This window comes from Sorangium sp. So ce362 (assembly GCF_051519845.1).
Classification (GTDB): Bacteria; Myxococcota_A; Polyangia; order Polyangiales; family Polyangiaceae; genus Sorangium.
Genome location: NZ_CP150332.1, coordinates 8,521,770 through 8,548,451, shown reverse-complemented (window position 1 = coordinate 8,548,451; position 26,682 = coordinate 8,521,770). Strand labels below are relative to the sequence as shown.

The following is a 26,682-nucleotide window of genomic DNA, read 5'->3' as shown; positions in this document are numbered from 1 at the left end:
TCGTTCTCCTCGTCGTGCGTACCGGCGCGGGTGCCGGCGACGTGGAGAGCATGGTCGCTGCGGGTGCTCATGAACATTGTACAAATGCGTCCATCCGCTCATCATCTTTTGATGAGCCCAGCCGAGCCCTCGTGGGACCTCTACGGTGCCTTCCTTGCCGTCATGCGCACCGGCAGCCTCTCCGCCGCCGCGCGTGCCCTCGACGTCGCGCAGCCCACCGTGCGCCGTCAGATCGAGCAGCTCGAGTCGCAGCTCGGCGTCGTGCTTTTCACCCGCGCGCCGAACGGCCTGGTGCCGACCGAGCTCGCGCTTGCCACGCTGCCCTACGCCGAGTCCATCGCCGCGAGCGCGCGCGCCCTCGTGCGCGCCGTGTCGAGCCCCACCGGTGCCGACCGCGGCACCGTGCGCGTCACGTGCAGCGAGGTCGTCGGCGCCGAGGTGCTTCCCCCGATGCTCGCCGCGCTCCTCGTTGCTCATCCGCGCCTTCAGATCGAGCTCGTCGCCACGAATCGCACCGAGGATCTCCTGCGCCGCGACGCCGATGTCGCCGTGCGCATGGCGGAGCCGACGCAGGCCGGCCTGGTGAGGCGCTGCGCCGGGCGCGTCGAGCTCGGCCTCTTCGCCACCAAGGCGTACCTCGCCACGCGCGGTGCCCCGACGTCGCTCGCGGGGCTCGTGCCGGACCACGCCCTCATCGGCGCCGACGGCTCCCGCGCCATGATCGACGCGATGGCCGCCGCCGGGCTCGCCACCACGCCGCGCGATTATGCGTTCCGCAGCGACAGCGACATCGCGAAGCTCGCCGCGGTGCGCGCCGGCCTCGGCATCGGGGTGTGCCAGCTCCCGCTCAGCCGGCGGCCGGTGCCGCTCGTGCGCGTGCTGCCCGCGCTCGCCTTCCACCTGGACGCGTGGGTCGTCATGCACGAGGATCTGCGCGCCGTGCGCCGCGTCCGCCTCGTCTTCGAGCACCTCGTCGCGCAGCTGGGTGCCTACGCGACCCAGGCACGCGAAACACGGCCCGTGGCGGCGAAGGCCCGGCCGCCGGGCACGCGGGGGAGGCCCAGCTCGGGCTGAGCGGCGAGGGCCCCTTCAGGACGACCGAGGTGGGGTCTCCCACCTGGCCCACGTTGACACTGCGCCCGCCTCGCTGGCGTGGAGCTCGCCCGCGTCCGCGCAACGCCTTGAGAGTCACGTGCAGCGAGAAGCGACGTCGGGTGCATTGCCGTATTGGGCGGGCCATTCACAAGGCACGAGTGAGCCAGTACAGCGGACGCCGCTTTGCATGCGCGATGGCGAGCACGAGCGTGTGCTCGGGGTGCACCTCGAACGCAATGACGTACGGAAAACAATCGACGATCGCTCTGCGAATGCTCTGTGGTGCAGGAGAAGTCCCTGGCCAGATCTGAAAAGATGTCGGGGCCTCTCCGATCCGATCGAGCATCGACGAGACCTCGGCGATGAACTCGTCGCCCAGCCCGGGGCGCGTCTCGTCGTATCAGATCGCCGCCGCGCGAAGCTCGGCGCGCGCCTCAGGATGAAGCTCGACCCGCACGCCGGTCCTCGAGCTCCTTCAGGAGCTCCGCCCGCGCCGTGCCCCAGTCGACCGTCTGGACCTTACCCTCCGCGACCTCGCGCGCTCGGCGCGTCAGCTCACCCGCCCACGCTGCTGCGACCTCCTCGGCGTCGGGCTCCTCAAGGCTGGAGAGCACTTCTTCTGCCAGCCGGGCCCGCTCGTGGCGGGGCAACAGCAGCACCTGCGCGAGAAGTTCCTCGGTGGACATAGGGAAACTATAGCATGGCTCGGGTCCGCCACGCACGGCGATGCCGCCTCCAGCTCGATGGCCCGCCGCACCCGCGCCAGGCTGGTCTGCTCGCAGCCAGAACAGGCGATGGCACCGGCATGCCGATGCTTCTCCGAGCCGCGCAAACACGGAGGTCGAGATCCTCCGAAGCTGGATTCACCCCTCCTACGGCTGGAGGGGATGGCGGCGGGGACTTGGCCGGGCCGAGCCGTGCACCCGACGGCGCCGATGGGATGGTTGGCGGGAACGCGTGCTCGGCGGAGACCGTGGCCGGCGGGCCTGCCGTGGCGAACCCGCGCGAGGGCGGGCTCCCGAGCGTCGGCGGCAAGGGCGATGACGAATTGCCCGACGGCGCGGAGGACTGTCGCGACGGCGAGACGACGCCGACGCCGAACCCCAGCAACTACGGACGGCGAGGACGCGGGGACGGGGCCGACGTGGGCTGCACGGACGGTGACTACGGGAGCTACGACGCGCGAGGCACCGTCGGCGCCCTCGGCCAGGGCATCGGGCGCATCAGCGAGGCCGGCTGGGAGGCGAACTGGGCCGGCGACGGCGGCTGGGGCATCCCGGGCCAGGGCGGCGGCGGCGGCGGCCGCAGGGGCGGGCTCGGCGCGTGCGGCGCGGCGTCCAAGGGGGGCGCGGGGGGAAAATCAGGGCGCGGCGGCGACTCGATCGGCATCGCAACCCTCGACGAGGACCGGCTCACGTTCGAGGGCGTCACCTGCACGCTCGGGCCGCCGGGCAAAGGCGGCATCCGCCGGGACGAACAGGGCAAGAGGATCTCGGGCGAGGACGGCATCGCCGTGGAAACGCTCCGGTTTCCTGAGTAGGGTCGACGGGGAGGCTCTGTGAACCGGTACCGATAGCGCGTTAGCGGCGACGCGCCCGGGCCCACGCGACAGCGCACGTGAGCCTGATGTCAGCAAGGTGGACGGTCGCGCCGAGCTCCAGGAATCTCACGCCAGGCCGCGGCGCCGAGCCCACGCTAGTGCCGCGCCTCGGTTTTGACGATCCGTTTCGCCCGGCTCGTGCGTCTGGGCAGGCGTGGGCGACGAACGAAAGCAGCCGAAGGCCAGGTTCACGGGGCTCCAGCTCAGCCAGGATGACCAGCAGGCACTGCGCCGACGCGAGAGGGAGGGCCCGCTCGGCATGCTGGTCGCACGGCGGATCCAGGCCCTCCGTCTGCTCGACAAGGGCTGGACGATCACGCAAGCGGCGGAGGCGACAGGAACGTACCGCCGCGAAGTGCGTCGCGTCGCCAACCGCTTCCTCGAGGGCGGTATCGAGCACGCCCTGAGCGAGGAGCCCCGGCGGCGCCGCTCCAAGCTCCTCGACAGTGCGCAAACCGCTGCGCTCATCGCGATGGTGTGCGGTCCGCCGCCCGAGGGACGGGCGCGATGGACCATCGCCCTGATCGCCGACGAAGCCGAGCGGCGAAGGATCGTCCGCTCGGTCAGCCGAGAGACCGTACGAAGGACCCTCGCCGACCAGGACATCAAGCCCTGGCGGGAAAAAAATGTGGTGCGTTCCGAAGATCGACGAGCCGTTCGTCGAGCGGATGAAGGACGTGCTGGAGCTGTACGCTCGGCCCCACGACCCGAGCGAACCGGTCGTGGCGTTCGATGAGCGCCCCGTCGTCCTGCACGACAACGCGAGGCCAGACAGGCCGATGCGCCGAGGAAAGCCGAGGCGCATCGACTACGAGTATGTGCGTCGGGGAACGGCCAACATCTTCTGCATCGTGGAGCCGAAGACCGGACGCCACCTCACCCACGCTACCGAGGACCGAACGCGTCCGTCGTTCGCCCTCGCAGCCGAACGCATCGCCCGTGCCTACCCGCAGGCGCACCGCATTCACCTCATCCTCGACAACCTGAATACTCACACCCCGGCCTCGCTCATCAAGGCCTTCGGGACCGAGCGAGGCGGTGCGCTCGCCTCGCGCTTCGCGTTTCACCACACGCCCAAGCACGCGAGCTGGCTCAACGCCGCGGAGATCGAAGCCAGCCTCGTGTCCAGGGAGTGCCTCGGCCGCAACCGCATCCCAACCCTCGCCGAGCTACGCCGACGCGTCCGGCAGTGGAATGCAGCCGCGGACCGGGCTCGTCGCAAGATCAACTGGACCTTCACCGTCCACGACGCCGAGCGGATTTTCGGATCCGACTGGTTCAACAGAATCGTGTCAGAACACTAGGTTGCGACATCCTCGAAGAACAGGGCGCGCCAGACGCAGCCAGCCGGGCTCATGTCACGAGCCCGTCCTGAAACGTGATGCTGCCGAGCACGAACGTCTGCTCGGTGTACCGCCTGTCACTCGTTCCAGTTCTTCCACTCGTCCCAATTCTTGGACTGAGTCTGCCACACGCCCTTGTTGTTGTAGTCGCCACCGTCTTTGAGGAACGCGTCCTTGCGGGAGTTCTCCCCGCCGAGGTGCCAACGCATCCAAGCAACGTTCGCTCCGGCGCCGTCCCAAGGCCCCGAGCCGTGACCACCGCCCTTCATCTTGCCGAGCCAGACTGGCCCCTTGTTGCCGGCGTTGTTGAAGTCACCCTCGGCGTTGGGCGCCTCTTGACCCGTTTCACCGTAGATGATGCCGACAGGGATCTTGAGATTGACGAGGGCGTTGTGCTCGAAGGAGCCGCTGTTGTTGAGCAACGCGGTGGAGACGCGCTTATCGGTTTGAGCAGCCGCTTCCGACGACAGCCCGCCCATCGAGTGCCCGAACACACCAACGCGGTCGAGGATCAAGCGGCCGTACATGGGGCTGTTCTGATCGGCGTCCTGAGCCTCCAGCCAATCGATCGCCGCCGACATGAGCACGGCGTCGCCCGTCGACTCTCGAATACCGACGAGGACGAAGCCGTGCGAGGCCATGCGCGTCAGCAGCTGTAGGTAGTCGCGAGGAGGGGTACCTCCGCCCGGACCCCAAATGGCCACCGGGTGCTTCTTGTTGGGCTCGGTGGTGAGCGTCGTCGGCCTGACGAGAATGTGGCCACCGCCGCTGAACGAGAGGTCCTGAACCGTCGTCTCGAGCGGTCCGTTAGCGTTCACATTGTCACCCGCCAGCACCACTTCGGGCCGATTGACCTGGCCGCCGCTACCGCCCGCGCCCGAGTCGCTGCCTCCGGAGCTCGTGCCGGTGCCTGCGGACCCCGCAGTGGTACCACCCGAGCTGTTGCCAGCGGCCTCGCCCGTGCCGCCCGCTCCGGCGGGGTCAGCGCCGCCGCCAGAGCTGGTATCGGTTCCGCCCAAGCCCGCGGCACCCGAGCTCGAACCGCTCGCCCCTGGGCTGTAGCCGTCGCCGGGAGCGGACTCGCTCGAGCAAGCAAGAACTAGAATGAGAACAGAAGGAGCTAGTTGCCTCATGGGATACCTCGGAGCTCCGAGCGCGCTTTCTTGACGACGGCCCTCAGGCCAACCTGCTACCGGAGCGGAAAAATCCGAACGACTCGCTGCTGTGCGGAGGCTGCGATGTGAGCGCACACATGACCCGATTCCGCTACGAAGTCCACCTGTTCCGCTGCCGCGCGATTGTTCAAACCGCGCTAAACTCGAGGACTTCGGCCGGACGGCTCTAGCGCCCGACGGCGGGAGTATCGTCACCTCGTGAGCCTGACCGAGCCAACCGACTTTCCCATGCCGGAGGTTGACGCCAATGGGGTCGACCAGTAGTGTACAGCTATACGGTAGGATGCCTTCCGCTTGGTGCCAGTAGTGTACAGCTATACGGTAGGATGCCTTCCGCTTGGTGCGACGTCGCGGTAATCGCAGGCGGTTCACGAGTGGAAGGCCTGTCTGATCGCATAAGGCCCGTTCTGTCGACAGACTCGTACAGTCGGACTGCACGAGCCAGCAACGGCTCCGAGAATCTTGCTTTGCGGAACGCGTTTGCTTGTCCTTCTATGGAACGTAGTGTCAAGCCAGATCCCTCCCGATCGCCGACCGTCCTCTTCAACGGAGGCGTCCGCTCCCAGTCGGCACGTGCGGCGTGGCTTGTCCGGGTTCGGCTGGCTTTTGCGACGGGGCTTGCCCGCGTTCAGCTGGCAAGCGCGGCGAGCCTTGAGCGCTTCCCGGTCGGTCACGCGTCCGCGATTGGCGTTGGAACCGCTGGCCAATACGGAGGATGACGGTAGCTCCCTTTCTGGGGTGTTTTCGCTGGCATCCTCGACGAGATCGAAGCCCTGTTGTTCTCGCGCACGGAGCGGGAACCATCCTTCTATCTGGGCCTCTTCTGACCATGGCTTCTTTCGGTACTCCGAGGGGGCATAGCCTATCCGAGGGACCTCAGGTCGACTGCGCCTGGGCCAGGACAAGCATGGATACTCACCCTCGAACCTTGCTCGTCTCCAGCTGCTGCGCCGGCGATTACACCGCTGCTGGGGATTGATAAATCCACACGTGAGACGAGTCTTTAGCCTTGCTTGCGATGCTTCGTCAGGTCGTACTTCTCCTTGCTCTTCCACATCGAAAGAGCGATCGCGGCGATCTTGCGGGCGATCGTCAGCTTCGCCAGGTTCGGCTTCGTGCCCGCATCGATCAGCCGCTGGTAGTCCTGTTGCAACGGCTCGTTCGGTAGCTGCGTGATCACCGTCGTCGCCGCGCCCTTGAAGACGTTCTTCAGCGTGCGGTTGTGATTCAGGTTCAAGCCGCGCGTCTTCTGTACCTCGGCCCGCCTCCAGCCGCCTTCTTTGTTCTGGATCCAGTCCGACGTTGCGTGTTTCGCGCATCGTGAACACTCGTCCCGCGCCATCGTGAACGCCCGTCACGCGGCATCGTGATCGGAGCGAAGCGACGTCCCTCTGGTTCCCTCTTGGTGTCTCCTTCCCGTCTTGCCGGACGGGTCCGAGGGTACCCCACGTTCCACTTGACAATCAACCGCCCGGCCGTCGCGGCGTGTCTCATCTCCATTGTGGGTGAGGCGCTCCCCGTTGCGCGCTCACGTCCGTCGCGCGCTCTTATCCGCGCTTGCCCTCCTTTCGCCTCGAAGGCCCGTTCAGCGCGATGCGATGGGCGCCGTGCAGGACGCGGTCGCAGATCGCGTCGGCGACGGTCGGATCGGCGAGGTAGTCGTGCCAGCGCTCGGGAGGGAGCTGGCTCGCGATCACGGTGGCGCGCATCGCGTACCGGTCCTCGAGCACCTCGAGCAGATCGCGCCGCTCGGTCTCCGACACGGGCGCGATCGCGAAGTCGTCGATCACGAGCACGTCGACGCGCGCGAGACGCGCGAGCTGGCGCGGGTAGCTGCCGTCGGCGCGGGCGAGGCGGAGCTCGTCGAAGAGGCGGGACGCGCGCCGGTACACCGCGCGGTAGCCCTTGCGACACGCTTGCTGGGCGAGCGCGCAGGACACGTACGTCTTGCCCGTTCCGGTCGCGCCGCTGATGAGCACGACCTGGTGCTCCTCGATCCATTTACCGGTCCCGAGTTGCCGGATGAAGGATTTGTCGAGTTCTCGACGCGGTGGATAGTCGATGCCCTCGACCGTAGCCTCTGCGATGCGCAGCTTCGCCTCCGTGAGCGCTCGCTTCAGGCGCTTGTTCTCGCGCGCCATCCACTCAGCGTCGACGAGCATCGCGAAGCGCTCGTCGAAGGACAGTGCCACGGTGTCTGCACTCTGTTGCTGCTCCAACCATGCGGCGGCCATCGTGCCGAGCCGCATCGCGTAGAGCTTCTCCATCGTTGGTTCTTTCAACATCTATTCTCTCTATATGCAACAGGATTGTCTGACGTCCACGCGCTCGTTGCCGACCACGATCGGGGGCCCACGCGCGCGTCGCCGTGCCTCCCGGGGGCGCGACATCGGAGGCAACGTGCGTGGGCACGAGACCGCGTCGGCGAGCGCGCCGCGCTGCGAGGCTCCAGCGTCCTCGTCCAGTGTCTCGAAGAGAGCTATCGCCCGTTGCTCGTCGAACCGTCCACCGAACACGGCGGCGAGCCACTGCGCTCGATGCGCCTCTGCTGGCAACGTCGTGACGGCGAGCAGCATCGTCGTCAGCCAAGCGATCATGAGACCTGTCGGCATGTCGTCACTCCGGTCAGTGGTAGTAGTCGCTGCCGCGCACGTTCTCGTGGGCGACGCTCGGCGCTTCGCGTGGCGCGTTGTCGAGCATGGGCGCGCGATCCAGCCCATGCTTCAGGATCGACTCGACGTGCCTGTACGAGCGCGCCCCCACGGCGAGCGCTCGCCCGCACGCCGCCTCGACGCGCTCGTTGCCGAAGCGCTTCGCGAGGCGGAACAGGCCGAGGCACGAGCGGTAGCCGTGCTCGGGATGGCGGCGCTCGGCGAGGATCGCCTCCGACAGCATGGCCGTCATCGGCCCCACGGTGCTCGCCCAGCCGAGGATGCGTGTCGGTGTCCACTCCGCGTGCTTCTGGTGCGATGCCGGCATGTGCTGCGGATCGGTCGTGTGTCGCCCGGGAACATCGCTGCGCAGGTGCGACGCGACGCGCCCACGGCTGTGGAACAGCTCCACCGTCGTCGCCGTCGAGCGCGCCCAGAGTTCCTCGTGCACCAGCGTGAACGGCGCCGAGTAGAAGTGGTCGCGGACCTTCGCGTGATAGTCGATGTTCAGCCGCGTCTTCGTCCACTCGGCGTGCACGAACGGCTCCTCCGGCAACGGGCGGAGCGCGGGCTTGTCGAGCCGCTCGAACAGCTCGAGCCGGCTCGCCTTGTAGTGCCTCATCACACGGCGATTGAGCTCGGCGCAAAGCTCGGCGATCCGCGCGTTGAGCGCGCCGAGGGAGTCGAACTGCTCGTTGCGCATGCGCGCGAGGATCCATCGCTCCGCGACCAATACGGCGACCTCGACCTTTGCCTTGTCGCGCGGCGATCGCGGGCGGGCCGGCAGGATCGTCGTGCCGTAGTGACGCCCGAGCTCGGCGAACGTCCGCTGTACGCCGGGCTCGTAGCGGCTCGACACCGTGACGGCGCTCTTGAGCTGGTCGGGCACGACCGCGTTCGTCACGCCGCCGAAGAACGTGAACGCCCGCGCGTTGCTCGCCGTGAAGTCGGCGAGTCTTTGCGTGCGCGTCGCCTCTGCGTACGTGTAGCTCGAGGCCCCGAGGACCGCGACGAACAGCTCGACCTCGACGACCTCGCCGGTCGCCCGCTCCACGTAGTGCGGCTTCTTGCCCGCGTAATCGACGAACATCTTGTCGCCGGCGGCATGCACCTGGCGCATCGTCGGCGCACGCTGGTCGAGCCATGCGCGGTACACGTCACAGAACTTCGTGTAGCGGTAGCCGTCTGGATGATGCTCCAGGTACTCGAGATGAAGCAGCTGCAACGTCACGCCTGGCCGTCGCAGCTCCACGTGCAACGACGCCGGATCTGGCAGCGGTCGCGGGTCATGCGACGTGATCCGCGGCCCGAAGAGCCGCTCGTCGAGCGCCTCGTCGTCGAGCGCCTCTATCGCCGTCCAGTCCAGCCCGAGCGCCATCGCCCGGCCCGCGACCTTGCTGACCGTCCCTATGCTCACGCCAAGCGCGGCCACCACCTCGCGGTGGCTTCGCTTCAGCGTCAACTTCTGCCGCAGGATCTCTCGTGCTTGATGCATCGCCAGCCTCTCCGTCGCCATCGCACCTCCTCGCGGGGCCGACGGCGTTCGGGGAACCAGCAGACGTCGCTCGCCGTCGTCCCGGCACGACGGTCGTACCGGAACAGACGGTCAGGTGATGCTACGTTCACGCGGCGGCGAGACGGGCGCTCACCATCGCGAAACGAGCGTTCACGATGCCGCGATCTGGGTGTTCACGATGCCGCGATTTCGGCGTTCACGATGCCGCGGCGCACGCACCGACGTCGAGCGCATCACGATCCCGAGGCCGCAATACGACCAGAACTGCCGCTTGGTCCGGAACCGCGCCGGCGACACGACGATGGGCATCATCTGCGCCACCCGGATCGGCCCCAGCCCAGGGCACGACTCGAGCACCCGGCTCATCGGGTGTCGGTGCGCTTCGGCGACGAGGCCCTTCTCCGCTCGCCGCCGCACCGCTTCCACCGCATCGTACTGCGCGTAGAGCATCGTCGCCGCCGCACGGCTCGCGTTGGGCAGCTTCTCCAAAAACTCCCCGCGGCCCTGCTCCGAGTACACGCTCTTGCCCGCCACGGCCACGCCGCGCGACCGAAGCAACGCTTTGATCCGGTTCTGCACCCGCACCACGTCCTGCACGATCATCGCGTGGGTGCGGCCCAGTTCGCCCAGCGTCTTGTACTCGCCCACCTCCTTGAACACGCGCGTCTTGATCGCTCCCGTGCGCAGTTGCTCGGCCAGCCGGAACGCGTCGCGCTCGTCGCTCTTCTGGCCTCGGCTCTCCGAGACCATCGCCACCACGATCTCCTCCGCGTGCGGCGAGAGGATCTCGTAGAGCCACCTGCTTTGCGTCCCTTCCTCGAACACCACGTGCCTCTTGCCGGTGATCGTCTTGAGTTGCTCCACGAGCGCTTGGCCGTTCGTCTCGACCACGTGCGACCCCTGCCGCTTGCCGCTCTCCCCAATCACCGCAAACGTCCTGCTTGCGGCGTGAACATCCAGACCGATATACTTCTGCACTGGCGCCCCCTTTCGCAGCTGCGTGGACCTGCAAACCAGCGCTGGCCTCGACGAACGGAGGGCGCCAGCCCTTCCGCAGGCTCGCTGTCATGGGCTCGCTCGCCTCGACGCCACCCTCGCGGCCAGTCAGCCCCACCTGCCCCGAGCTCGAGCCCCCAGCGGAGCGCCCCTCCGCCGTCGCCCACGGTTCGCGTGAGGCACCGCGCGCAGCTCGTGTCCGGGCCGCCGCAGGCGCCCGCGCAGCGGGGCGATGCGCCTGGACACGAGCGAGCACGGTGCCACCGTCCCCAGGCGACGGCGAAGATGCGCCCACGTCGCCGGTCGGACCGGCGCCGTCGGCGCATGTGTTGGCGCTCGCTGCAAACCGCGGAATTCCGGACAGCCCGAGCGCTGGGTGAGTCGTTCGTCACCCCCCAGGGTCACCGCGATCGTTTCGGGCGTGGTGGTGGCGACGAGCTGATCGGCGGAGGAAGCGGGAAGGTCACCGCCTCCGGGCGCTCGCGGCGCCCAGGGCAGGCGCAACCGCCGGCTTGGCCCAGGTCGCGGAGGAGGCGCATGCTCGGGCCCGCAGAAAGAATGAGGGCCCGGAGTTCGCCGCTCCGAGCCCTCGGTCGTTCGCGGATGGACGCGGTCGACGCCTTGTGGTGTCGCACGGTCCACCCGGCTCGGCCAACTTTCCGCTCGGTGCGGGATGGACTCCGTTCGCCAGGTTCAGTGCGCAAATCCGGCCTGCGCTCGGCTCTTTTACCTCTGTCCGCGGTGCGACCGCGGCGACTGGTACTGCGGGGCCGTGTGCAAGGACCTCCGGCGTCGGCTGGCGCGGCATGAGAGCGCGCAGCGCTACTGGAGGAGTCCGGAGGGCAAGCACATGACGTTGCTCCGGGTCCGACAGCTCCGGAAGGAGCGCGCGACGATTGTAACGGACGCTGCTACCCGAGAAGTTGCCCCACCCGCGACTCTCCCCTCGCCGGCCGATTCGCTCCTCGTGTCGAGGGGCGCGAGCGCCGGCGAGGAGAAGAGCCATGAGTTCGATCTGGATGGGAATCGCCCCGGGCCCGACCGCGACGCGGGTGCTGGCGATGCACGGCGCGGGCGAGACGCTCCTGAAGGCGAGGCTGCGCCGCGACCCCTCGCACCCGCGCGCGCTCGCGACGCTCCTGGAGGCGATCGCGCTCTGGCAGGGGATGCACGTCCACGCTGCGCTCGCTGCGGACGACGAGCGGACTTCGTGCGACTCGAGTCTCTGTCGAGATCGGTTGACCGACCACGGAATCGATCCGCTGTTCACCGTCGCCTGGGTCCCCGTCGCCGGGCGAAGGCGAAGACGGCCGGGGATCGCGGGGATGGGCCGCTTTCATGATCTCGAGCGACTGCTGATCGGAGAGGTGTCGCGATGATCTCGGAAGAGCTGCGCTCCCGCATGCGAAGGCTCTACTTCGCCGAGCACTGGAAGGTGGGGACGATCGCCGCCGAGCTGGGCGTCCACCACGACACCGTGCGCCTCGCCATCGATGCGACGCGCTTCGTCAACACCCAGTACCGAGCGCACGTTTCGGTCCTCGATCCCTACAAGAGCTTTATCCAGCTCACGCTCAAGGACCACCCGAAGCTGCTCTCCACCCGGCTCTACGACATGATCACGTCCCGTGGCTACGCAGGCTCGGTGGTGCAGCTGCGCCGGTACGTGCGCGCCATCCGACCCTCTTCGCACCACGAGGCGTTCTTTCGCCTGCGCACCCTGCCGGGGGAGCAGGCCCAGGTGGACTGGGGATGCTTTGGGACCCTCCTCGTTGGCAGGGCCAAGCGAGCGCTGTCGTGCTTCGTGATGGTACTCGGGTGGTCGCGCGCCGTCTACGCCTACTTCACCCTCGACCAGACGCTGGAGAGCTTCGTCCGCTGCCACATGCGCGCCTTCGAGGCGCTCGGCGGCGTGCCACGGGCGCTGCTCTACGACAACCTCAAGACGGCCGTGCTCGAGCGGCAGGGAGACATCATTCGCTTTCATCCTCGTCTGCTCGAGCTCGCGGGCCACTACCACTTTGCCACCAAGCCCTGCGCGCCGTACCGGGGAAACGAGAAGGGCAAGGTCGAGAGGGCCATTCGCTACCTGCGCTACTCTTTCTTCGACGCTCGCTCGTTCTCCTCGGTGGCCGACCTCAACACGCAGCTTGCCGCCTGGATCGCGGCCGTCGCCCACACACGCCGCGTCCCCGGCGATCCCGACGGACGCCTGGTCGCCGAGGCGCTCACCGAGGAGCGGCCGCGCCTGCTGCCGCTGCCGCAACATGCCTTCGAGAGCGATCTGGTGCGACCGGCGGCTTCGGGCAAGACGCCGTACCTCCGCTTCGACCTCAACGACTACTCGATCCCGCACGCTCTCGTGCGCAAGCCGCTCACGCTGATCGCCTCGGAGGAGAGTGTCCGGATTGTCGACGGCAAGACCGTCGTCGCCCATCACCGCCGCTCCTACGATCGGCTTCAAACCGTGGAGGACCCGACGCACCTCCAGACGCTCGCCGACCACAAGCGCCACGCGCACGAGCTGCGCGGGCGCGACCGTCTGCGCACCGCCTGCGCCCATGCCGAGGCGTTTCTCGACGCCATTGCGCTGCGGGGCGGGCACCTCGGTGGCACCACGTCTCGGCTGCTGCGGCTGCTCGATCGATTCGGCGCGGCGCCCCTCGATGGGGCGATCGCCGATGCGTTCGGGCGCGGCGCGCTCTCGGCCCAGTCGGTCGCGCACGTGCTCGATCAGGCGACGCGCGCCGCCGGGGCCCCGCCGCCGCTCGAACACGTCATGTCCGACGATCCGCGAATCCACGGACTGCGGATCACGCCGCACGCGCTCGGCCGCTACGACGCGCTCGGCGCCAGCGACCCGGAGGAGCGTCATGAGTGATCTCGCAGAACGTCTTGACGACCTCGGGCTCCGCGCCACCGGCGCGGGGCTCGACGATCTCATCGCCCTGGCAACGAAAGAGCGCTGGAGCCCGGTGCAGCTGCTCGAACGGGTCGTCGATCTCGACGAGAAGGACCGCGTGAGGCGCAGCCTGGAGCGGCGCTTCTCGGACAGCCATCTCGGCCGCTTCAAGCCGATGATCGACTACGACTGGGCCTGGCCGACGAAGATCGACCGCGAGCTCGTCGAGCACTCGCTCGGCGGGGGCTATCTCGCCGCCGCGCGCAACATCGTGCTCGCCGCCCCGCAAGGCCTGGGAAAGACGATGATCGCCCAGAATCTCGCGCACCAGGCCGTCCTGATGGGCCACTCGGTCCTCTTCGTCACCGCCGCGCAGCTCCTGCTCGATCTGGGCTCACAGGAGTCCTCACGTGCCCTCGACCGTCGCTTGAAGCACTACGCGAAGATCAGCCTGCTCGTGCTCGACGAGGTCGGCTACCTCGCCTTCGACAACCGCAACGCCGACCTGCTCTTTCAGGTGGTGAGCCGGCGGTACGAGAAGAAGAGCCTTGTGCTCACCACCAATCTCGCGTTTAGCGACTGGCCGACGGTCTTCCCGAACGCGACGTGCGCCACCGCGCTCATCGACCGGGTGATCCATCATGCCGACGTGATCGCGATCGAGGGGGAGAGCTACCGGTTGCGCGAAGCCAAGGAGCACGCCGGCCGGCGAGCACCGTCTCCGCGAGACGACGGGGTGCCGAAGAACAAGAAGAAGTAGGCGTTGCCCGGCAGCCCGGCCACCCGCTCAGGGGTCGGCCGGGCTGTTCAGATTTCCGCGGTTTGAACGGTCCAGCAACAGGCGCATGCGGGGATCTGCGGGCACGGGGCTGCGGACGCCACGTTCCCAACATGCCTATCCGCCGCGCCCGCGCGAGCGGAGGAGCCTCCGTCGGCAGACCCAGATGCCGCAGGATAGCGACGATCGCCGACGGCTCCTCCACGGTAGTTGCCGGCGGCGTAATCGGCGAGCGTGGCCTTGAGCTCGGTGGTCATGAGGCTCGGGTTGCCGGCAGCCTCGAGTGATCGAGAAACGCAGACGTGCCCAGCGCACGCGCGCCGGTGCCCCGTCGTCGGGCTTCATCGGGTGGCTCATCGGCGCCTCCTTCGCGGCGGCGCCAACGCGGACATGGGGACGGCGCAGCTCCTCGACGGACACGGACCGGCCCGTGGCGGGCGCGCCGCCGCCCGCGGGTCTTGGCTCATGAGGGCCTCCTTCACGAGCGACGTCTCGTCGTCGCTCGAGTGTTCGACCCTACATTGCCGCGGAATCCCCGCGGAGATCACCTCCTCTGCGGGGCGCGAGGCTCAGGCGCTCCCCCTCAAGAAACGTGATCCGTAGGGCACCGAGATCGTCGTGAGCGGCGCCAGCAGCTCGAGCATCGTCCTCACCTGCTGCGTCTGCGTACCCTCGAGCCGATCGACGATCGAAGCCGGCACGCGCCCGACGTCGGCGCCGATGAGTCGCGCGCAGATCGAGACGAACACCCCCGTGCGCAGGAAGGGGCCCTGCCACCAGCCGAGCCATCGGCGCGTCGTGCGCGCCGGCACCCCAGTCCGCCGCCGGATCTTCGCAGCCGCGCGGAGGGCGAGCGCGACGATGGTCGCCAGGATCACCACCGGCCCCCCAATAGACCCGCGGCCCGAGGAAGCGCACCGACGGCGGCATCGCGCGCTTCCGACAGCCCTCGCGCCCGCAGCACAAGCTGAACCGACGGGCGAACGCCTCGCCCGCTGGCGCGACGAGGGCCCCACGCGGCTTGCGGTCGCAGTCGCACCGGTGCAGCGGCCCGTCGCACACGGGGCAGCCCTCGGCCGCGACCCGGCGCGTCACCGCCTCGTCCACCTCCACCAGCACCCTGAAGAACCCGCGCCCAAGATGGGGGTCGTCCAGCATGGTCTACCTCCGGTCCTGAAACCCGGAGGGGAGCCCCCTCGGACGAACTTCACCAAGTTCAGTGAGGGGGCTTCCTTGTGCGCCCCTCAAACAAGTTGATCAGGATGGGCCCCAGCCCCCTCCATCTCCCTGACGGTTCTCATTCGCGCGCGGGCGGCTCGTCGGAGCGCGCCGTCGGGAAGGTCGCGGTCACGGCGCGCTGACTGCCGAACGCTTGGGGCTGCACACGATGCCGCCCGTGCAGCAGCGTCGCCCGCCAGCGCGGCCCGCCGACCGCGCGCCTGGAGCCGCCGACCGCGCGAGGGTAGCTACTCCTGCCACATCCGAACCTCCGTTGTTGTGGCGTTTCGGGTTCGGGACAGAGCCTGAACGAGCGCGCGTGAGGCGGCCCGAAATGGTAATTCTGACGATCCGGTAACTCGTCGCGAGTTACCGGGATCTAGTCAGGCGGGGAACCCGCTCTGATGACGCGCAGTTAGGCCGTTTCGAGAGAGCGCCCGAGGGGCCGATTTTGGAGGGGCGCGAAGGGGTCGATTTGGTAATTTCGCGCGGGGTCGGCTGCGCGTCTCCGGCGAGCCGCCGACCTCCGTTTTGTCGCATGCGACAGGGCGGCGCGCGCCGGGCACAACCGCGGGCCGGCCCGAGCGGCGCTGCGCGAGCTCGTCCTGGCGGACGCCGGGGCGGCCTGGGGCTGGCGCCTGGACGCGAGCACGCGGCGGGGCGCGAACTCGGCGCACGGGGCCGCGGAGCTCGTCCACACGGGAGGCTGACGGCAGGCGGAGCTCGTCCAGGTGGACGTACGCGCGGCCGGCGGACGCGGCGCCGGGAGGGCTGGCCCCGCTCGACGGCCGGGCGGTGGGATCGCCGGAGGGGTCACCCCGCACACCGAGGTCACCTGATCGGGCCCCAGCGAATGCCAGTCAGGTCACGGTGCCACGTGAGAACCGGCGTCCTCTTGGTCGCACGTTACATCAGACTTTAATGCCGTCACCCTCGCCAGGCGCCGACTCTTGTACTGTGCTTTAACGCTCTTTAAAGTTGAACGGAAAAATGAAGGCTTCGCCCTGGCAGGTTTGTGGTTCGGTGCTTTTGTAGACGCATGAGCTCGCGGCGCTGGTACGAGCTCGCGTGCGGAGTTGTCCGCGCGCCGAGCCACGTCCTGGAAGAGTGTTTCCAGATGAACAAGCAGACCCGGTGCCATCTGCGCGCGATCGCACGGCTGCACCCCGAGATCGGCAACCTGTGTGATCAGCTTGAAGCGCCCTGGAACGCCGTGCGAAGGATCGCGCACGCGCCGGGGGCGGCGGAGCAGTGGGAGCGCGCGGCGCAGGTGCTCGGTGAGCTCGTGGAGAAGCGCCGGGCGACGGCGCCACGCCGGTCGAGGCTGGAGGCTGCGCGCCTGGAGGCGCTGAAGCGAATGGGACCGCCGATGGAGGGGGGAGGAAGACTTGCAAGCAGCCTGCGAGCAGCGTGGGAGGCGGCAGAGCGCGGGACGCCCGCGGTCTCAAGCCCACGTCCGAGCGATCGGCATGCTAGTCTGCGGTGCAGAGCTACCCGCCGGGAAGCGCGCCAGTCGAGCACATGAAGCGGCGTCGCGTTGGACTTTCGCCGCGTACCTCTCCCGTGCGTGCCGATCGCGCCCGCTCGCCGATCCTAATTCAGGGAGCAGGCGACGCTGGCGCACGCGCGACGTCGTGCAGCTCCAGGTGCGTCAAGGAGTGCTGCCACGGCGCCGGTACGGCGCCGCGCTCGGCCCGATGGACGAGGCCGACGGCGCAACGTTCGCCGACGTCCGCCTCGATCTCTGCGACGGCGTCGCGCCCGCCCGGGGTGGACAAGGCCCGATGGGTGGCTCTACGTCGCCTCCACGCGCGGCGTCGCCGGAGCGCGCGAATTACCAAATCGAGTCCTTCGCAAGCCCCCATTTTCTGCCCCTCGGCAGGGCTTTCCAGAACACCCAACCCCGCGATGCAACAGGGTGTTTTCCCCAGGCAGGTCTCCGGGCAATTCATGTCGAATCACCGGCGACACGGAATTACCGTTTCGTGCTCCTTTCAGAAGCGGCGGTCACGGTCGCGCACGAACCCAACACGAATGGAGGTATAGTATGACACGAGCGGCTCTCGCGCGTGTATCGGCACCGCTTGCTCTTCGTCAGGCTGGTAACGGCACGCTCGCCATCGACAGAGAGAGCCTGGAGACGCCCGCCGGCGGATGGTCCAGCCCGAAGGTGATCGGCCAGCCAGCGACGGCGACGGCAACCGCAACGCTCGCGATCCCGCTGGATGGGCTGACGATCACGGCGCCGCAGCCGGAGATGCTCTCGCAGAAGAACGTCGAGTCGGTCACCGGTATCCCGGCGCGCGTCTTCCTCGACACGATCCGCGCGCCGGGCTTTCCCCTGCTGATCACCAAACTCGGCAAGTTGCGCGTGGTCCAGCGCGAGTCGTTCGTTGCGTACCTGCGGGCGCTGGCCAGTGAGCCGGCGTCGCGTCGCACCGCCGAGGCGGATGAGAACACTCGGGTTGCCGCCGTGCTTGCCTCTGCCGGGCTCGAACCTGTTCCGCAGCCGCCCACCGGCCGAGCGAGCGCCCGTCACGCCGATGCGAGGCGTGCTAGGCTGGCGCTGAAGTAGAGCGGGCCCGCTCGGCGCTACCAACGCCGGACGGGCCCTTGATCGACCCCCGCGTTCCCGGAGACCGACCCATGACCGACGTACCGCAGCTGCGGGCGCGCGCCAAGCGCTCGCCGGCAGTCGCTACCTCGTCCGTTCCTTCAGCCGGATCAACCGAGCGCCGCGCACGTGCGAGCCGCCCTGGTGGGCGCGCCTCGCCGCCGGAGGCGGGAGCCGCGCCCGGTGCGAGCTTACCGGGAGCGTCGAGCTCTGCAGAGCGCCCGCAGGGCACCGCGCCATCAGCGGCAGGCGACAAGCGCGCCAACGGCTCCGGGTCAGTCCGGTTGCGCAGGAGCACGTGGACCGCGCGTCTGAGCCTCGGCGAGGCGGGGCGACGCACGTTCAGCCTGCCGACGTGTCGGACCGAGCACGACGCCAACGCGCGGCTGGAAGTGTTGGCCGATCTCAGCAGGCACCTGCTCGCTGCCGGGCAGATCGTGCTCGGCCTGCCGCTGCTGGAGCAGGCTGCCGCGCGCGAGGGCAGCGCGCTCCGTGACGTCCAGATCGCGATCAACCACCTGTGCAGGGGCGAAGCGCGCGCCCGTGCCTCCGGGGAAACCACGTTCGCCGAGTTCGCTGAGCGGGTTCTTTCTGGAAAGCTTGCCGAGCAGTATCCGGATCATGTGAAGGCGATTCGGACAGCCGATAAATATGAGCAGAGGCTGGGCCACGTGCTCGACGTGCTAGGCCCTGTTCCCCTCGTGCGCTTCACACTCGACCATGCTGACCACGCGATGTCACGGCTGCCGGTGCACCTGGAGCCCGGATCGCGCCGAAATATTGCGATTGTCATCCATCGGCTACTGGCACTGGCTGCCTACCCCGCGCGCATCATCGCGCACAACCCGCTGCCACGCGGGTGGATTCCGAAGATAGAGAATAACAAGGCAAAGGGTTACTTGTACCCCGACGAGGATCAACGCCTCATGAGGAGTCAGTTGGTCCCGCTGTGCTTCCGGATCTACTACGGCTTCCTCACGCGCGAGGGAATGCGAGCCGACGAGGCCGGAACTCTCGAATGGTCGGATGTCGACCTTGACCGGGGAGCCGTTGTTCTCGATGAGAACAAGACCGATGACCCCCGTGCCTGGGCACTATCGCCGGATGTGGTGCGCGCGCTTCGTGCTTATCGCGAGCTCTGGCCGGACAATCGGCGTGTCTTCGTCGGGCCAAAGTGTGACCCCTTGCCGGGTTGTCACGGGGCGGAACGCTTCAGAGAACACCTCCAACGCGCGGGAGTCGATCGACCCGAGCTGTTCGAGACCACGGAGTCGAGGCTGAACATCCGATTGCACGACACTCGAGCGACCTTCATTACCATCAAGCTCGCGAATGGTCGCACGGAGACGTGGATCTCCGACCGAACCGGACACAAGTCGAGCGGCCAGATCCACCACTACAAGCGCGCCGCGCGCAAGATCGCCGAGCTTGGGCTGGGCGACTTTGCCCCCCTGGACGAGGCGATCCCCGAGCTGAGAGGAAAGGGCGGCTCGGTAGGAGGAGGCCAACCCGCGTCCGCTGGAGCAGGCATGGGCTCGGCGAGCGCCGAAGCTTCCGCCTCCGGCGCGCCGCCCGGTCAGACGGCGCCCCCGGACGACGTCCCCGCCCCCGCCACGGCGGACGCTGGCGCCTTCACAGGCGGTTCGTTGGGCCCGCGTTGGGCCACGCCGGAAGAGGACTCGGCCACGCGGCAGTCGGAACCAATTGAAATAATAGATATTTCTGCCGCCGACGCCCCGGCGCCGGAGATGTCCTCGCGGAACATCTCGACGAGGGCGTTGTGCTCGAGCGTCGGCATGACGCTCGGCCTTCAGCACCCCCCATGCCGACACGAAACGCCGGGAAAATGCGAGCAAAGTTCCAGCTCAGGGGTGGCGGCGCCATGGCGGACGCAGGCGGCCATGGACGCCGGCTGGGAAGCGGACTGGGCCGGCGACGGCGGCCGGGGGTACGCCGGGCCAGGGCGGCGCAGAGCGTTTCCGCTCGGTCAATATAATCTTCGACCGACGGCCGGCGGTCGTCATGACACCCAAAGCGGGGTCCGCTGATCCGCCGACAAAAGCCAGCAACCCCAACGGCTTCACTCGTTTTTGGAACATCCCATACACCCATGCTGGCGCCTGGGAGCACCGTCCACCACGTGGCGCCGATCGTCGGTCTGGGACGTGCGCCGACGCAGATCATGAGCTGAGCGTCGAAGCCGCTCTGTCATCGACGATCATCCACGCGATGAAAACTCGCGATTTTGGATTGCCGATACCTTTTTCGGATTCCATCATTGCGGCCCGACTCGCTGTACCCCTCGACGCTGGACAGCGCCGAAGGCGAACACCGACCCACGCGGGAAGACACCAGCTCACGCCTCGACCGGCGGCTTCGACTTCCAGCACAGAGAGGAGCACCAGGATGAAGTCTACGATCCTCTTGCTGACATTGACCGCGGCGCTCCTGATTCATCGGGGCGCCCTGGCAGCAAATTACTATGTCGACTGCGACATTGGCGACGACGGTGGAGAGGGCAACTCGGACGACCCATGGCAGACCCTTCAATTCGCCGTCGACAACATCAACAACGGCGATACGATCATCGTGCGCCCGGGGTTCTGTGAGGGTTGTCGCATCAGCGAGTCGGGGGCGCCAGGCGCAGGGAGAAAGACCCTGAGGGGCGAGCCCGGCGTCACGATCGATATGCCTGGGACCGAGAACGCACACGGCAGCAACATCGAAGTCGAGCTCGTTGACGCCACGGTGAGCCATTGGATCATCGAGGGCTTCGAGGTGGCGAACGCGCCTAGAGCTGGCGTCGATCTACGCGGTACGAGCGACATCACCGTCAGGCTCTGCGATGTCCACGACAGCGTTCGGACGGGCATATTCACCGCGTTCAGCGACGATGCGGTGATCGAGTACAACGAATCCGCTTTCAACGGCGAGCATGGGGTGTACACCAGCAACAGCGGGGATCGCCCCCAGGTCCGCGGCAACCTGCTCCATCACAACGCGTCCGCCGGCGTTCACATGAACGGCGACAGAAATTTCACGCCGGGCGACGGGATCATCACCGGCGCTACCGTCGAGCAGAATGAGATCTGGGAGAACGGCACGAGCGGGGCCTCCGCGATCAATTGCGATGGGGTCAGCGACAGCATGTTCAGGAACAATCTCCTCTACGGGAACCACGCGAGCGGCATCTCGCTTTACGCGATAGACGGGGCGGAGGGATCGAGCCGCAACCAGGTTTACAACAACACGATCGTGATGGCGGCAGACAGCCGCTGGGTGATCAACATCCCGAGCTCGGAGGGCGGCATCTCCAATCCGGTCGGCAACAAGATCAAGAACAACATCCTCTATACACCGCGGATCGACAGGGGATCCATCCTGATCTACCAGCCCACCATCGCCGGCTTCGAGAGCGACTACAACGTCGTCGTGAACCGCTTCAGCACGGACGGCGGCAGCTCGATAGTCAACCTGAGCACGTGGCGGAACCGCGGCCACGACAGGAACTCGCTGGTCGCCTCTCCGACGAACCTCTTCGTCGACCCGAACGCGCCGTTCGACCCCGATTTCCGCCTGAGGCCAGGCTCCTTGGCCATCGACAGGGGAACGGCGGTCCCTGTGTTCATCGATCTGGACTGGGTCGCTCGGCCCCAGGGGCCCCGCTGGGACATCGGCGCTTATGAGTTCATCATGTAGCGGCAAAGCAACGGCGCCCGGGTCGCCCTCGCGGGGCGCTGCACACAGCGCAGCCGCTTCTCGGTGAACTGCTCGCTCGACTCGTTGGCGCCGAGCGTCACGGGTGTGCCGCGGGCCGAGCGGGATCTGCAGGCCAGAGCAGGCGGCGGGCGTTGTCGCGGTAGATCTTCTGCAGCACGGGCGCGGGCAGGTGGATGCCGTAGATCCTCCAGAACCCCTGGCGGCCGTTCGCGGCCTCGGTGCTGAAGTAGTCGTCCTCGGTCTCGAGGAAGCGCGCGTAGACCTCGTAGCCTGCGGTGTTGGCGCTCTTGAGGTCGGTGCCGAAGAGCACGCGGTCCTGGTAGCGCACGAAGAAGCGGCGCGCCGCGCGCGGCTGCCGGCCCAGCTCGCTGGCGCTGGCCGACATGTCGACGTGGAGATTGGGGAAGCGCTCGAGCCAGCCCGCGAGCTGCTTCAGGTCTTCGGACGAACTGCCCATGTGCGCGCCCACGAAGGTGACGTCGGGGTGGCGCTCGAGCACGCGGTTGCGCTCCTCGAAGAGCTGCGCGCGCGTGGGAAAGCGCGTCCGGTCTGCGAACGACCAGCTCGGGTACTCGTGCAGCTCGTGCCAGCGCTCGTTCTTCGCGCCCAGCGGGACGAAGAACGCCGCCGGGTCGGCCACGTGCCAGAGCACGGGCCGGCGGTAGCGCGCGCACGCGCGCCAGACTGGCTGGAGCTCCGGGCTGTCGAGCGCGACGCGCCGGCCCTCGGGCGTGCGCACCGTGAGCCCGAGCTCCTTGAAGATCTTGAGCCCCTTGGCCCCGGCCTCGAAGTCGGCTGCGAGCTGCGCGGCCACGCGCTCGCCCCAGCCCGGAGCGCCCACGAGCGTGAGGTCGAGGTTGGCATAGGTCAGGAAGCGCCCTGGATACGCGCGGTCGAAGCGCTCGAGCTCGCGCTCCAGGCGTTTGCTATGACCGGACCGCTCGTGCCGAGTCGGGGCGTGAGACGGTCTATACCGTCTCCTCGACGACCGAGTGCATGGTGGTCGCAAAGCTCGAGAACCTCGCGACGGACCTGGACCTGCTGCTGCTGTCCGCCTGCGACCCCATCCGGTCGAACGAGATGGCTTCCTCGACCCCGCTGGATCTACAGACCGTCGAGACCGTGAGCTGGACGAGCGCGCCAGGCCAGACATCCTACCTGGTGGTGGACGGCTACGCCGGGGCCGAAGGCAGCTACACCATCTCGGTCGACTGCACGTGTCGATGATTTGACCGCTCCAATCGCGCCGGTCCTGCCCGTCGCGCAGCGGTCAGCGAAGCGCTCCTCGGCCAGCGGGAGGGCGCTCCCCCGGCGGCCGCATCGCCACGCACCGGCGAGACCTGCTTCTCTGCGCTCATCTTGCGGATGCAATGGCCGAGGGCAGCCCGAAGGTTCTGCTGGGTGGTGATCTGCGAGAGGTCGAGCCCCAGCGCGACCATCTCCCGAGTACCCCCTCGATCTCGCCGGCGTCCCCCCGGAACGGCACGACCCAGCTCTCCCAGTGATAGCCGTGCACCTCCTCGTACGAGTCCTCAGGGAGAGTGAGTCGGGATGCTCTGGGCGAAACGGAAGACGTTCTGCGGGTCGTATTTCCGCTTCACGGCGACGAGCCGCGCCAAGTTGCTCCCGTAGTAGGCGGTCGGCCAATCCTTCTGGTCGGCGTCGATGTAGTTCGGCACGGCGAACCTGGACGCGTACGGCCGCAGCTTGTCACCGAACGCCGTCATCCAGGCCATGGCGTCGTCATGATTCGTGCTCGCGTCACCCTCGAGGTAGATTTGCATGCTGAACATCGTCTTCCTGTGGACGAACGCCGTCGCGTCCGGGGCCACGGCGCCGATCGCGCCGCCGTAGGTGTTGACGATGAGGTCGGGGCCGAGCCCCGTCCCGGCCAGCGACTCGACGATCATGTCGACCCCTTCCGAGGAGAGCGGGGCGTCCAGGTACACCGACTTGGCCTTGAACCAGACCGGTTCGATCACGAGGCGCTCGGGCGAGAGCACCTTCGGGTCGGTCGTCGGGAGGCCGGCGAAGAAGAGCACCGACTGGATGAAGGGCATCTCTTCGACGAAGAGCGTCTTCGCGCCGGGCACCGTCGCGAGCAGGGGCGCGGCGGCCGCGGCGGCGGCCGACGCGGCGCCGATGTACAAACCTTTGACGGATACGCCGCTGGAGCTCACCACCATCATGGCGTTCGCCTCCGGCGGGAGAGCCGGCGACCAGCGCTGATAGGCCGTCATGACGGCCTTGATCGCCTCGCGCGGCCACTTGTAGCGGAACACCGCGACCGTATCCGGGAGCTGGTGTAGCTGAAGCGTGAACGACACCACGATGCCGAACGAGCCGCCGCCGCCGCGCAGGGCCCAGTAGAGATCGGGGTTGTTGATGCTGTCGGCGCTCAGGACCTCTCCTTCCGCGTCCACGACCGTCATGCTCAGGACATTGTCCGCGACCAGGCCGAACTTGCGGGAGATCAAGCTATAGCCGCCGCCGAGGCTCTGGCCAGCCAGGCCGACGCTCGGGTAGCTGCCCGCCACGAACGCCAGCTGCGCCTGCTGCCACACGGCGTGATAAAGCGGGCCCAGGCGCCACCCGGCGCCCACCGTCGCCGTCTTTCGGTCCTTGTCGATGGCGAGGTCGGTCATGCCGGCAAGATCGATGATCATGCCGCCGTCCTTGCCAAGCGAGTAGCCCTCGTAGCTGTGGCCGCCGGAGCGAACCGCGATGCTCAGGCCGAGGCGACGGGAGCACCTGACCGCGGCCTGGACCTGCGGGACGTTCACGGGGTGGACGATCACGCCCGGAAGGACCTGGATACGGAGGTTGAAGCCACGGCGGTCGCGCTCGTAGCCCGCCGAGCTCGGAAAGACCGTCCTGGGTGCGGCCGGGGCGAGGCATCGCGCGATGGCATCTTGCGTCGGCGCCGGCGCGTCTGGCGCCCGGTCCACGGGCGAGATCAAGTCGGCGGCCGCCGGCGGCCGGCAAGCGCTGGCCAGGACGACGGTCGCCCACAGCAGGAAGCACTGCAGGCGGCGAGGCCATTGAACCCTCGGATGGCGCGCGATCATGAGGTAGCTCCTCCCGGAGGTCGATCTCTATCGTGGCGCCGGCTCGCGGTGGGCCGGGAAGCGGAACAAACCGACATACGTGGCGCCCGGCGCCTGCGCCTTGACGCCGAGCGGCGCGGGCTTGCCGTCGGCCCCGATACGGAATGCGACGAGCTGACCGGAGCCCTGGTTGGCGGCATAGAGGAGATGGCCGTCTGGCGACAGCGCGAAGCTGCGCGGATTGTGCGGGCCGCCGCCGTGCCCTGACGGCACATCGGCGAGCGGCGAGAGCTTCCCGGACGAAGCGTCGACCGAGAAGACGGCGATGCTATCGCGCCCGCGATTGGAACCGTAGACGAACCTGCCGGTCGGGTGCACGGCGATCTCGGCCCCGGTGTTTCGTCCCGAGTACCCCTCGGGCAGCGTCGAGGCCGTCGCGATGGGCGTCAGCCGGCCCGAGGCTCGATCGAACCGAAACGACGTGATCGTGCTCGCGGTCTCGTTGATCCCGAAGGCGACCGCGCCCTGCGGATGAAACGCGAGGTGCCGCGGACCGGAGTTTGCCGGGAGGCCCGCGCTCGGGACCGCGTTGGGCCCGAGCAGACCCTGGATGCTGGGCATGGGTCCCTGCGGTCGATACAGCGTAGGAGTGTTCCCTCGCTCGCCCGACGTTTGGTTGTTCAGCTGCGGCCCGCCCCAGCGTAGCTCGGATGAGAGGCTGATGGCGTTCGCGGCGCGCGCTCTCGTCGCTCGCGACGGGGTAGCTCAGGAGACGGCCATCTTGCGAAGGCGACCTAGAGAACGAGAGCACAGGAGGGCCATGGTGCCGAACCCAATAAAACAGACACCAACATCAGACCAGTTATTGAGGTCGAATGCAGCGACTTGCACAAGCAAGAGATACGCGAAGGCGAGGTTGGCCAGCGCCCAGGCAACGTTCGCCGTCGGCGACGACAGCCCCTTGAAGGGCGGTGATGCGAATGGGCTCTGCAATGGTAGGCCGGACACGCCCGCGATCAGGTGAGGGAGCGCATTGGCGAAGATCGCCCCACCGAAGAAGTGCGCGGGATAGACATACCATGGCATGATAATCTCCTCGAGCTGTTCGAGCGGGGACTGCTATCGCGCCGAGAAAGTACCTTGTGGCGGCTTTCACATGCAAGGAGGAAGAGAAGGCCACCTCGGATAGCCGCGTGGCGAAGCCGTCCTCGCCAGCGGCTGGTTCGGCGGAGCATCGCGCCCACAGACCAGCGCGCTCCCGGTCAGGACGAGAGCCCCAGCACATGCGCGGCCCGCTCGGGATCCAGCCGGAAAGGGCTCTCTTCGCCTTCGAAGAAGCGATGATCGCGGATCAGGTGCACCAGCAGACCGGAGCCTCGCAGGAACCGCCTCCTCGAACTGGTCGGTCGCACGTGCGATGCGATCCTCGGACGCCCGCAGGGCCTCCGCGAGGAGGCGATCCAGCGCGTCCGCGATCTGCGCGTGACCAAGCCCGAGCCGCTGCAGCGTCTCGGCGTCCCGGGCCATGACGTCGCGCAGGACCTCCGCCTCTCCCAGAAAACCGCAGCGCGACCAGCCGCCCGGCCGCATCCGCTCCTCGACCCAGGCCTCGGTCGGGCTCGCGGTGCAGTGGGGGCACGCATAGCCGGTCAGCTTCTCGTCCTCGATGACGGCATCGAAGTATGCGACGTCGTGCCCGCACGATGCGCACCGCCGCACAGTATCGGCGGATTCGCCGCGCTCGAAGGCTGTCCGCTCTGCAAACGATCCGGGCATAGTAGGCAGTGGAACTTTCACCCGTGTCAAGCGACGGGTGGGGACGCCGGAATGGGCGCCCTCCACCCCGAGGCCACGCGCGAGCGACGCCGGCGGAGCACCGTGCGCAGAGCGCGGGCTTGCGCTGAGGCCGTGGCGAGCAAGTGTGCGGCGCAGCCGTGCACGCATCGAGTACCGGCCGTCAGATCCAAGCCCATGTTGGGCGGATAGGACAAGCAAACGCATTCCGCAAAGTCGAGATTCTCGGAGCC

The 26,682-nt window shown here is 67.9% G+C and carries 23 protein-coding genes; 11 read left to right on the top strand and 12 right to left on the bottom strand.

All coding sequences use genetic code 11. The features are described from left to right. Positions 1 to 111: 111 nt before the first annotated feature. Positions 112 to 1,074 (top strand): LysR family transcriptional regulator, encoded by a 963-nt coding sequence (locus WMF17_RS32915; RefSeq protein WP_437644959.1) that lies wholly within the window; start codon positions 112 to 114, stop codon positions 1,072 to 1,074. A 166-nt stretch (positions 1,075 to 1,240) separates the two neighbouring features. On the opposite strand, the gene WMF17_RS32910 is transcribed toward WMF17_RS32915, so the two are convergent. Next, a complete protein-coding gene (locus WMF17_RS32910; protein WP_437644958.1) occupies positions 1,241 to 1,441 on the bottom strand; it encodes a hypothetical protein in 201 nt (66 codons plus the stop codon). Positions 1,442 to 1,529: 88 nt separating this feature from the next. Beyond that, positions 1,530 to 1,781: an addiction module protein gene (locus tag WMF17_RS32905; RefSeq protein WP_437596397.1), complete on the bottom strand. Its 252-nt coding sequence runs from the start codon at positions 1,779 to 1,781 to the stop codon at positions 1,530 to 1,532. 254 nt (positions 1,782 to 2,035) lie between these two features. On the opposite strand from WMF17_RS32905, the gene WMF17_RS32900 reads away from it, so the two are divergent. From WMF17_RS32900 to WMF17_RS32890, 3 genes are all read left to right on the top strand, one after another. Then, positions 2,036 to 2,635: a hypothetical protein gene (locus WMF17_RS32900; RefSeq protein ID WP_437644956.1), complete on the top strand. Its 600-nt coding sequence runs from the start codon at positions 2,036 to 2,038 to the stop codon at positions 2,633 to 2,635. A 214-nt stretch (positions 2,636 to 2,849) separates the two neighbouring features. Continuing rightward, positions 2,850 to 3,431 (top strand): helix-turn-helix domain-containing protein, encoded by a 582-nt coding sequence (locus WMF17_RS32895; protein ID WP_437644955.1) that lies wholly within the window; start codon positions 2,850 to 2,852, stop codon positions 3,429 to 3,431. Next, positions 3,364 to 3,999, top strand: a complete 636-nt coding sequence (locus WMF17_RS32890) for an IS630 family transposase (RefSeq protein WP_437644953.1) — start codon at positions 3,364 to 3,366, stop codon at positions 3,997 to 3,999. The genes WMF17_RS32895 and WMF17_RS32890 overlap by 68 nt, the downstream gene beginning before the upstream one ends. Positions 4,000 to 4,115: 116 nt before the next feature. Here WMF17_RS32890 and WMF17_RS32885 read toward each other — a convergent pair whose 3' ends face one another. The 5 genes from WMF17_RS32885 to WMF17_RS32865 form a co-directional block, all read right to left on the bottom strand. Beyond that, positions 4,116 to 5,057, bottom strand: coding sequence for a poly(ethylene terephthalate) hydrolase family protein (locus WMF17_RS32885; protein ID WP_437644951.1), 942 nt, complete (start codon positions 5,055 to 5,057; stop codon positions 4,116 to 4,118). Positions 5,058 to 6,216: 1,159 nt separating this feature from the next. Then, positions 6,217 to 6,450, bottom strand: a complete 234-nt coding sequence (locus WMF17_RS32880) for a hypothetical protein (protein ID WP_437644950.1) — start codon at positions 6,448 to 6,450, stop codon at positions 6,217 to 6,219. Positions 6,451 to 6,760: 310 nt separating this feature from the next. Beyond that, a complete protein-coding gene (istB, locus tag WMF17_RS32875) occupies positions 6,761 to 7,498 on the bottom strand; it encodes an IS21-like element helper ATPase IstB (protein ID WP_437644948.1) in 738 nt (245 codons plus the stop codon). A 340-nt stretch (positions 7,499 to 7,838) separates the two neighbouring features. Beyond that, entirely contained in the window at positions 7,839 to 9,359 is a 1,521-nt protein-coding gene (istA, locus tag WMF17_RS32870) for an IS21 family transposase (RefSeq protein ID WP_437644946.1), read from the bottom strand. 171 nt (positions 9,360 to 9,530) lie between these two features. After that, positions 9,531 to 10,358, bottom strand: coding sequence for an IS110 family transposase (locus WMF17_RS32865; RefSeq protein ID WP_437644945.1), 828 nt, complete (start codon positions 10,356 to 10,358; stop codon positions 9,531 to 9,533). Positions 10,359 to 11,380: 1,022 nt separating this feature from the next. Between WMF17_RS32865 and WMF17_RS32860 the strand changes: the two genes are divergently transcribed. The 3 genes from WMF17_RS32860 to istB (WMF17_RS32850) are packed head-to-tail and all read left to right on the top strand — an operon-like array spanning position 11,381 to position 14,038. Next, positions 11,381 to 11,755 (top strand): hypothetical protein, encoded by a 375-nt coding sequence (locus tag WMF17_RS32860; protein WP_437644268.1) that lies wholly within the window; start codon positions 11,381 to 11,383, stop codon positions 11,753 to 11,755. Continuing rightward, on the top strand, positions 11,752 to 13,257 hold the full coding sequence (gene istA, locus WMF17_RS32855) for an IS21 family transposase (RefSeq protein ID WP_437644267.1): 1,506 nt from the start codon (positions 11,752 to 11,754) through the stop codon (positions 13,255 to 13,257). The genes WMF17_RS32860 and istA (WMF17_RS32855) overlap by 4 nt, the downstream gene beginning before the upstream one ends. Then, a complete protein-coding gene (gene istB, locus WMF17_RS32850) occupies positions 13,250 to 14,038 on the top strand; it encodes an IS21-like element helper ATPase IstB (RefSeq protein ID WP_437644266.1) in 789 nt (262 codons plus the stop codon). The genes istA (WMF17_RS32855) and istB (WMF17_RS32850) overlap by 8 nt, the downstream gene beginning before the upstream one ends. Positions 14,039 to 14,625: 587 nt before the next feature. Here the strand turns inward: istB (WMF17_RS32850) and WMF17_RS32845 are convergent. Further along, positions 14,626 to 14,937 carry a hypothetical protein gene (locus tag WMF17_RS32845; protein ID WP_437597184.1) on the bottom strand — a complete coding sequence of 104 codons (312 nt, stop codon included), beginning with the start codon at positions 14,935 to 14,937 and terminating at the stop codon, positions 14,626 to 14,628. A 2,384-nt stretch (positions 14,938 to 17,321) separates the two neighbouring features. Here WMF17_RS32845 and WMF17_RS32840 point away from each other — a divergent pair. The 3 genes from WMF17_RS32840 (at position 17,322) to WMF17_RS32830 (ending at position 21,587) form a co-directional block, all read left to right on the top strand. Next, positions 17,322 to 17,849 (top strand): hypothetical protein, encoded by a 528-nt coding sequence (locus tag WMF17_RS32840; RefSeq protein WP_437597182.1) that lies wholly within the window; start codon positions 17,322 to 17,324, stop codon positions 17,847 to 17,849. Positions 17,850 to 17,920: 71 nt separating this feature from the next. Continuing rightward, positions 17,921 to 19,936: a tyrosine-type recombinase/integrase gene (locus WMF17_RS32835; protein ID WP_437644943.1), complete on the top strand. Its 2,016-nt coding sequence runs from the start codon at positions 17,921 to 17,923 to the stop codon at positions 19,934 to 19,936. A 358-nt stretch (positions 19,937 to 20,294) separates the two neighbouring features. After that, a complete protein-coding gene (locus tag WMF17_RS32830; protein ID WP_437597180.1) occupies positions 20,295 to 21,587 on the top strand; it encodes a right-handed parallel beta-helix repeat-containing protein in 1,293 nt (430 codons plus the stop codon). A gap of 97 nt (positions 21,588 to 21,684) precedes the next feature. Here WMF17_RS32830 and WMF17_RS32825 read toward each other — a convergent pair whose 3' ends face one another. Continuing rightward, complete coding sequence (locus WMF17_RS32825; protein ID WP_437597179.1) at positions 21,685 to 22,449, bottom strand: amidohydrolase family protein; 765 nt, start codon at positions 22,447 to 22,449, stop codon at positions 21,685 to 21,687. 155 nt (positions 22,450 to 22,604) lie between these two features. On the opposite strand from WMF17_RS32825, the gene WMF17_RS32820 reads away from it, so the two are divergent. Then, entirely contained in the window at positions 22,605 to 22,835 is a 231-nt protein-coding gene (locus WMF17_RS32820) for a hypothetical protein (protein WP_437597178.1), read from the top strand. A gap of 305 nt (positions 22,836 to 23,140) precedes the next feature. Here WMF17_RS32820 and WMF17_RS32815 read toward each other — a convergent pair whose 3' ends face one another. From WMF17_RS32815 to WMF17_RS32805, 3 genes are all read right to left on the bottom strand, one after another. Continuing rightward, positions 23,141 to 24,676, bottom strand: coding sequence for an FAD-binding oxidoreductase (locus WMF17_RS32815; protein WP_437597177.1), 1,536 nt, complete (start codon positions 24,674 to 24,676; stop codon positions 23,141 to 23,143). Between the two features lie 27 nt (positions 24,677 to 24,703). Further along, positions 24,704 to 25,276: a lactonase family protein gene (locus tag WMF17_RS32810; RefSeq protein ID WP_437644941.1), complete on the bottom strand. Its 573-nt coding sequence runs from the start codon at positions 25,274 to 25,276 to the stop codon at positions 24,704 to 24,706. Positions 25,277 to 25,420: 144 nt separating this feature from the next. After that, entirely contained in the window at positions 25,421 to 25,741 is a 321-nt protein-coding gene (locus WMF17_RS32805; protein WP_437644939.1) for a hypothetical protein, read from the bottom strand. Positions 25,742 to 26,682: the final 941 nt, after the last annotated feature.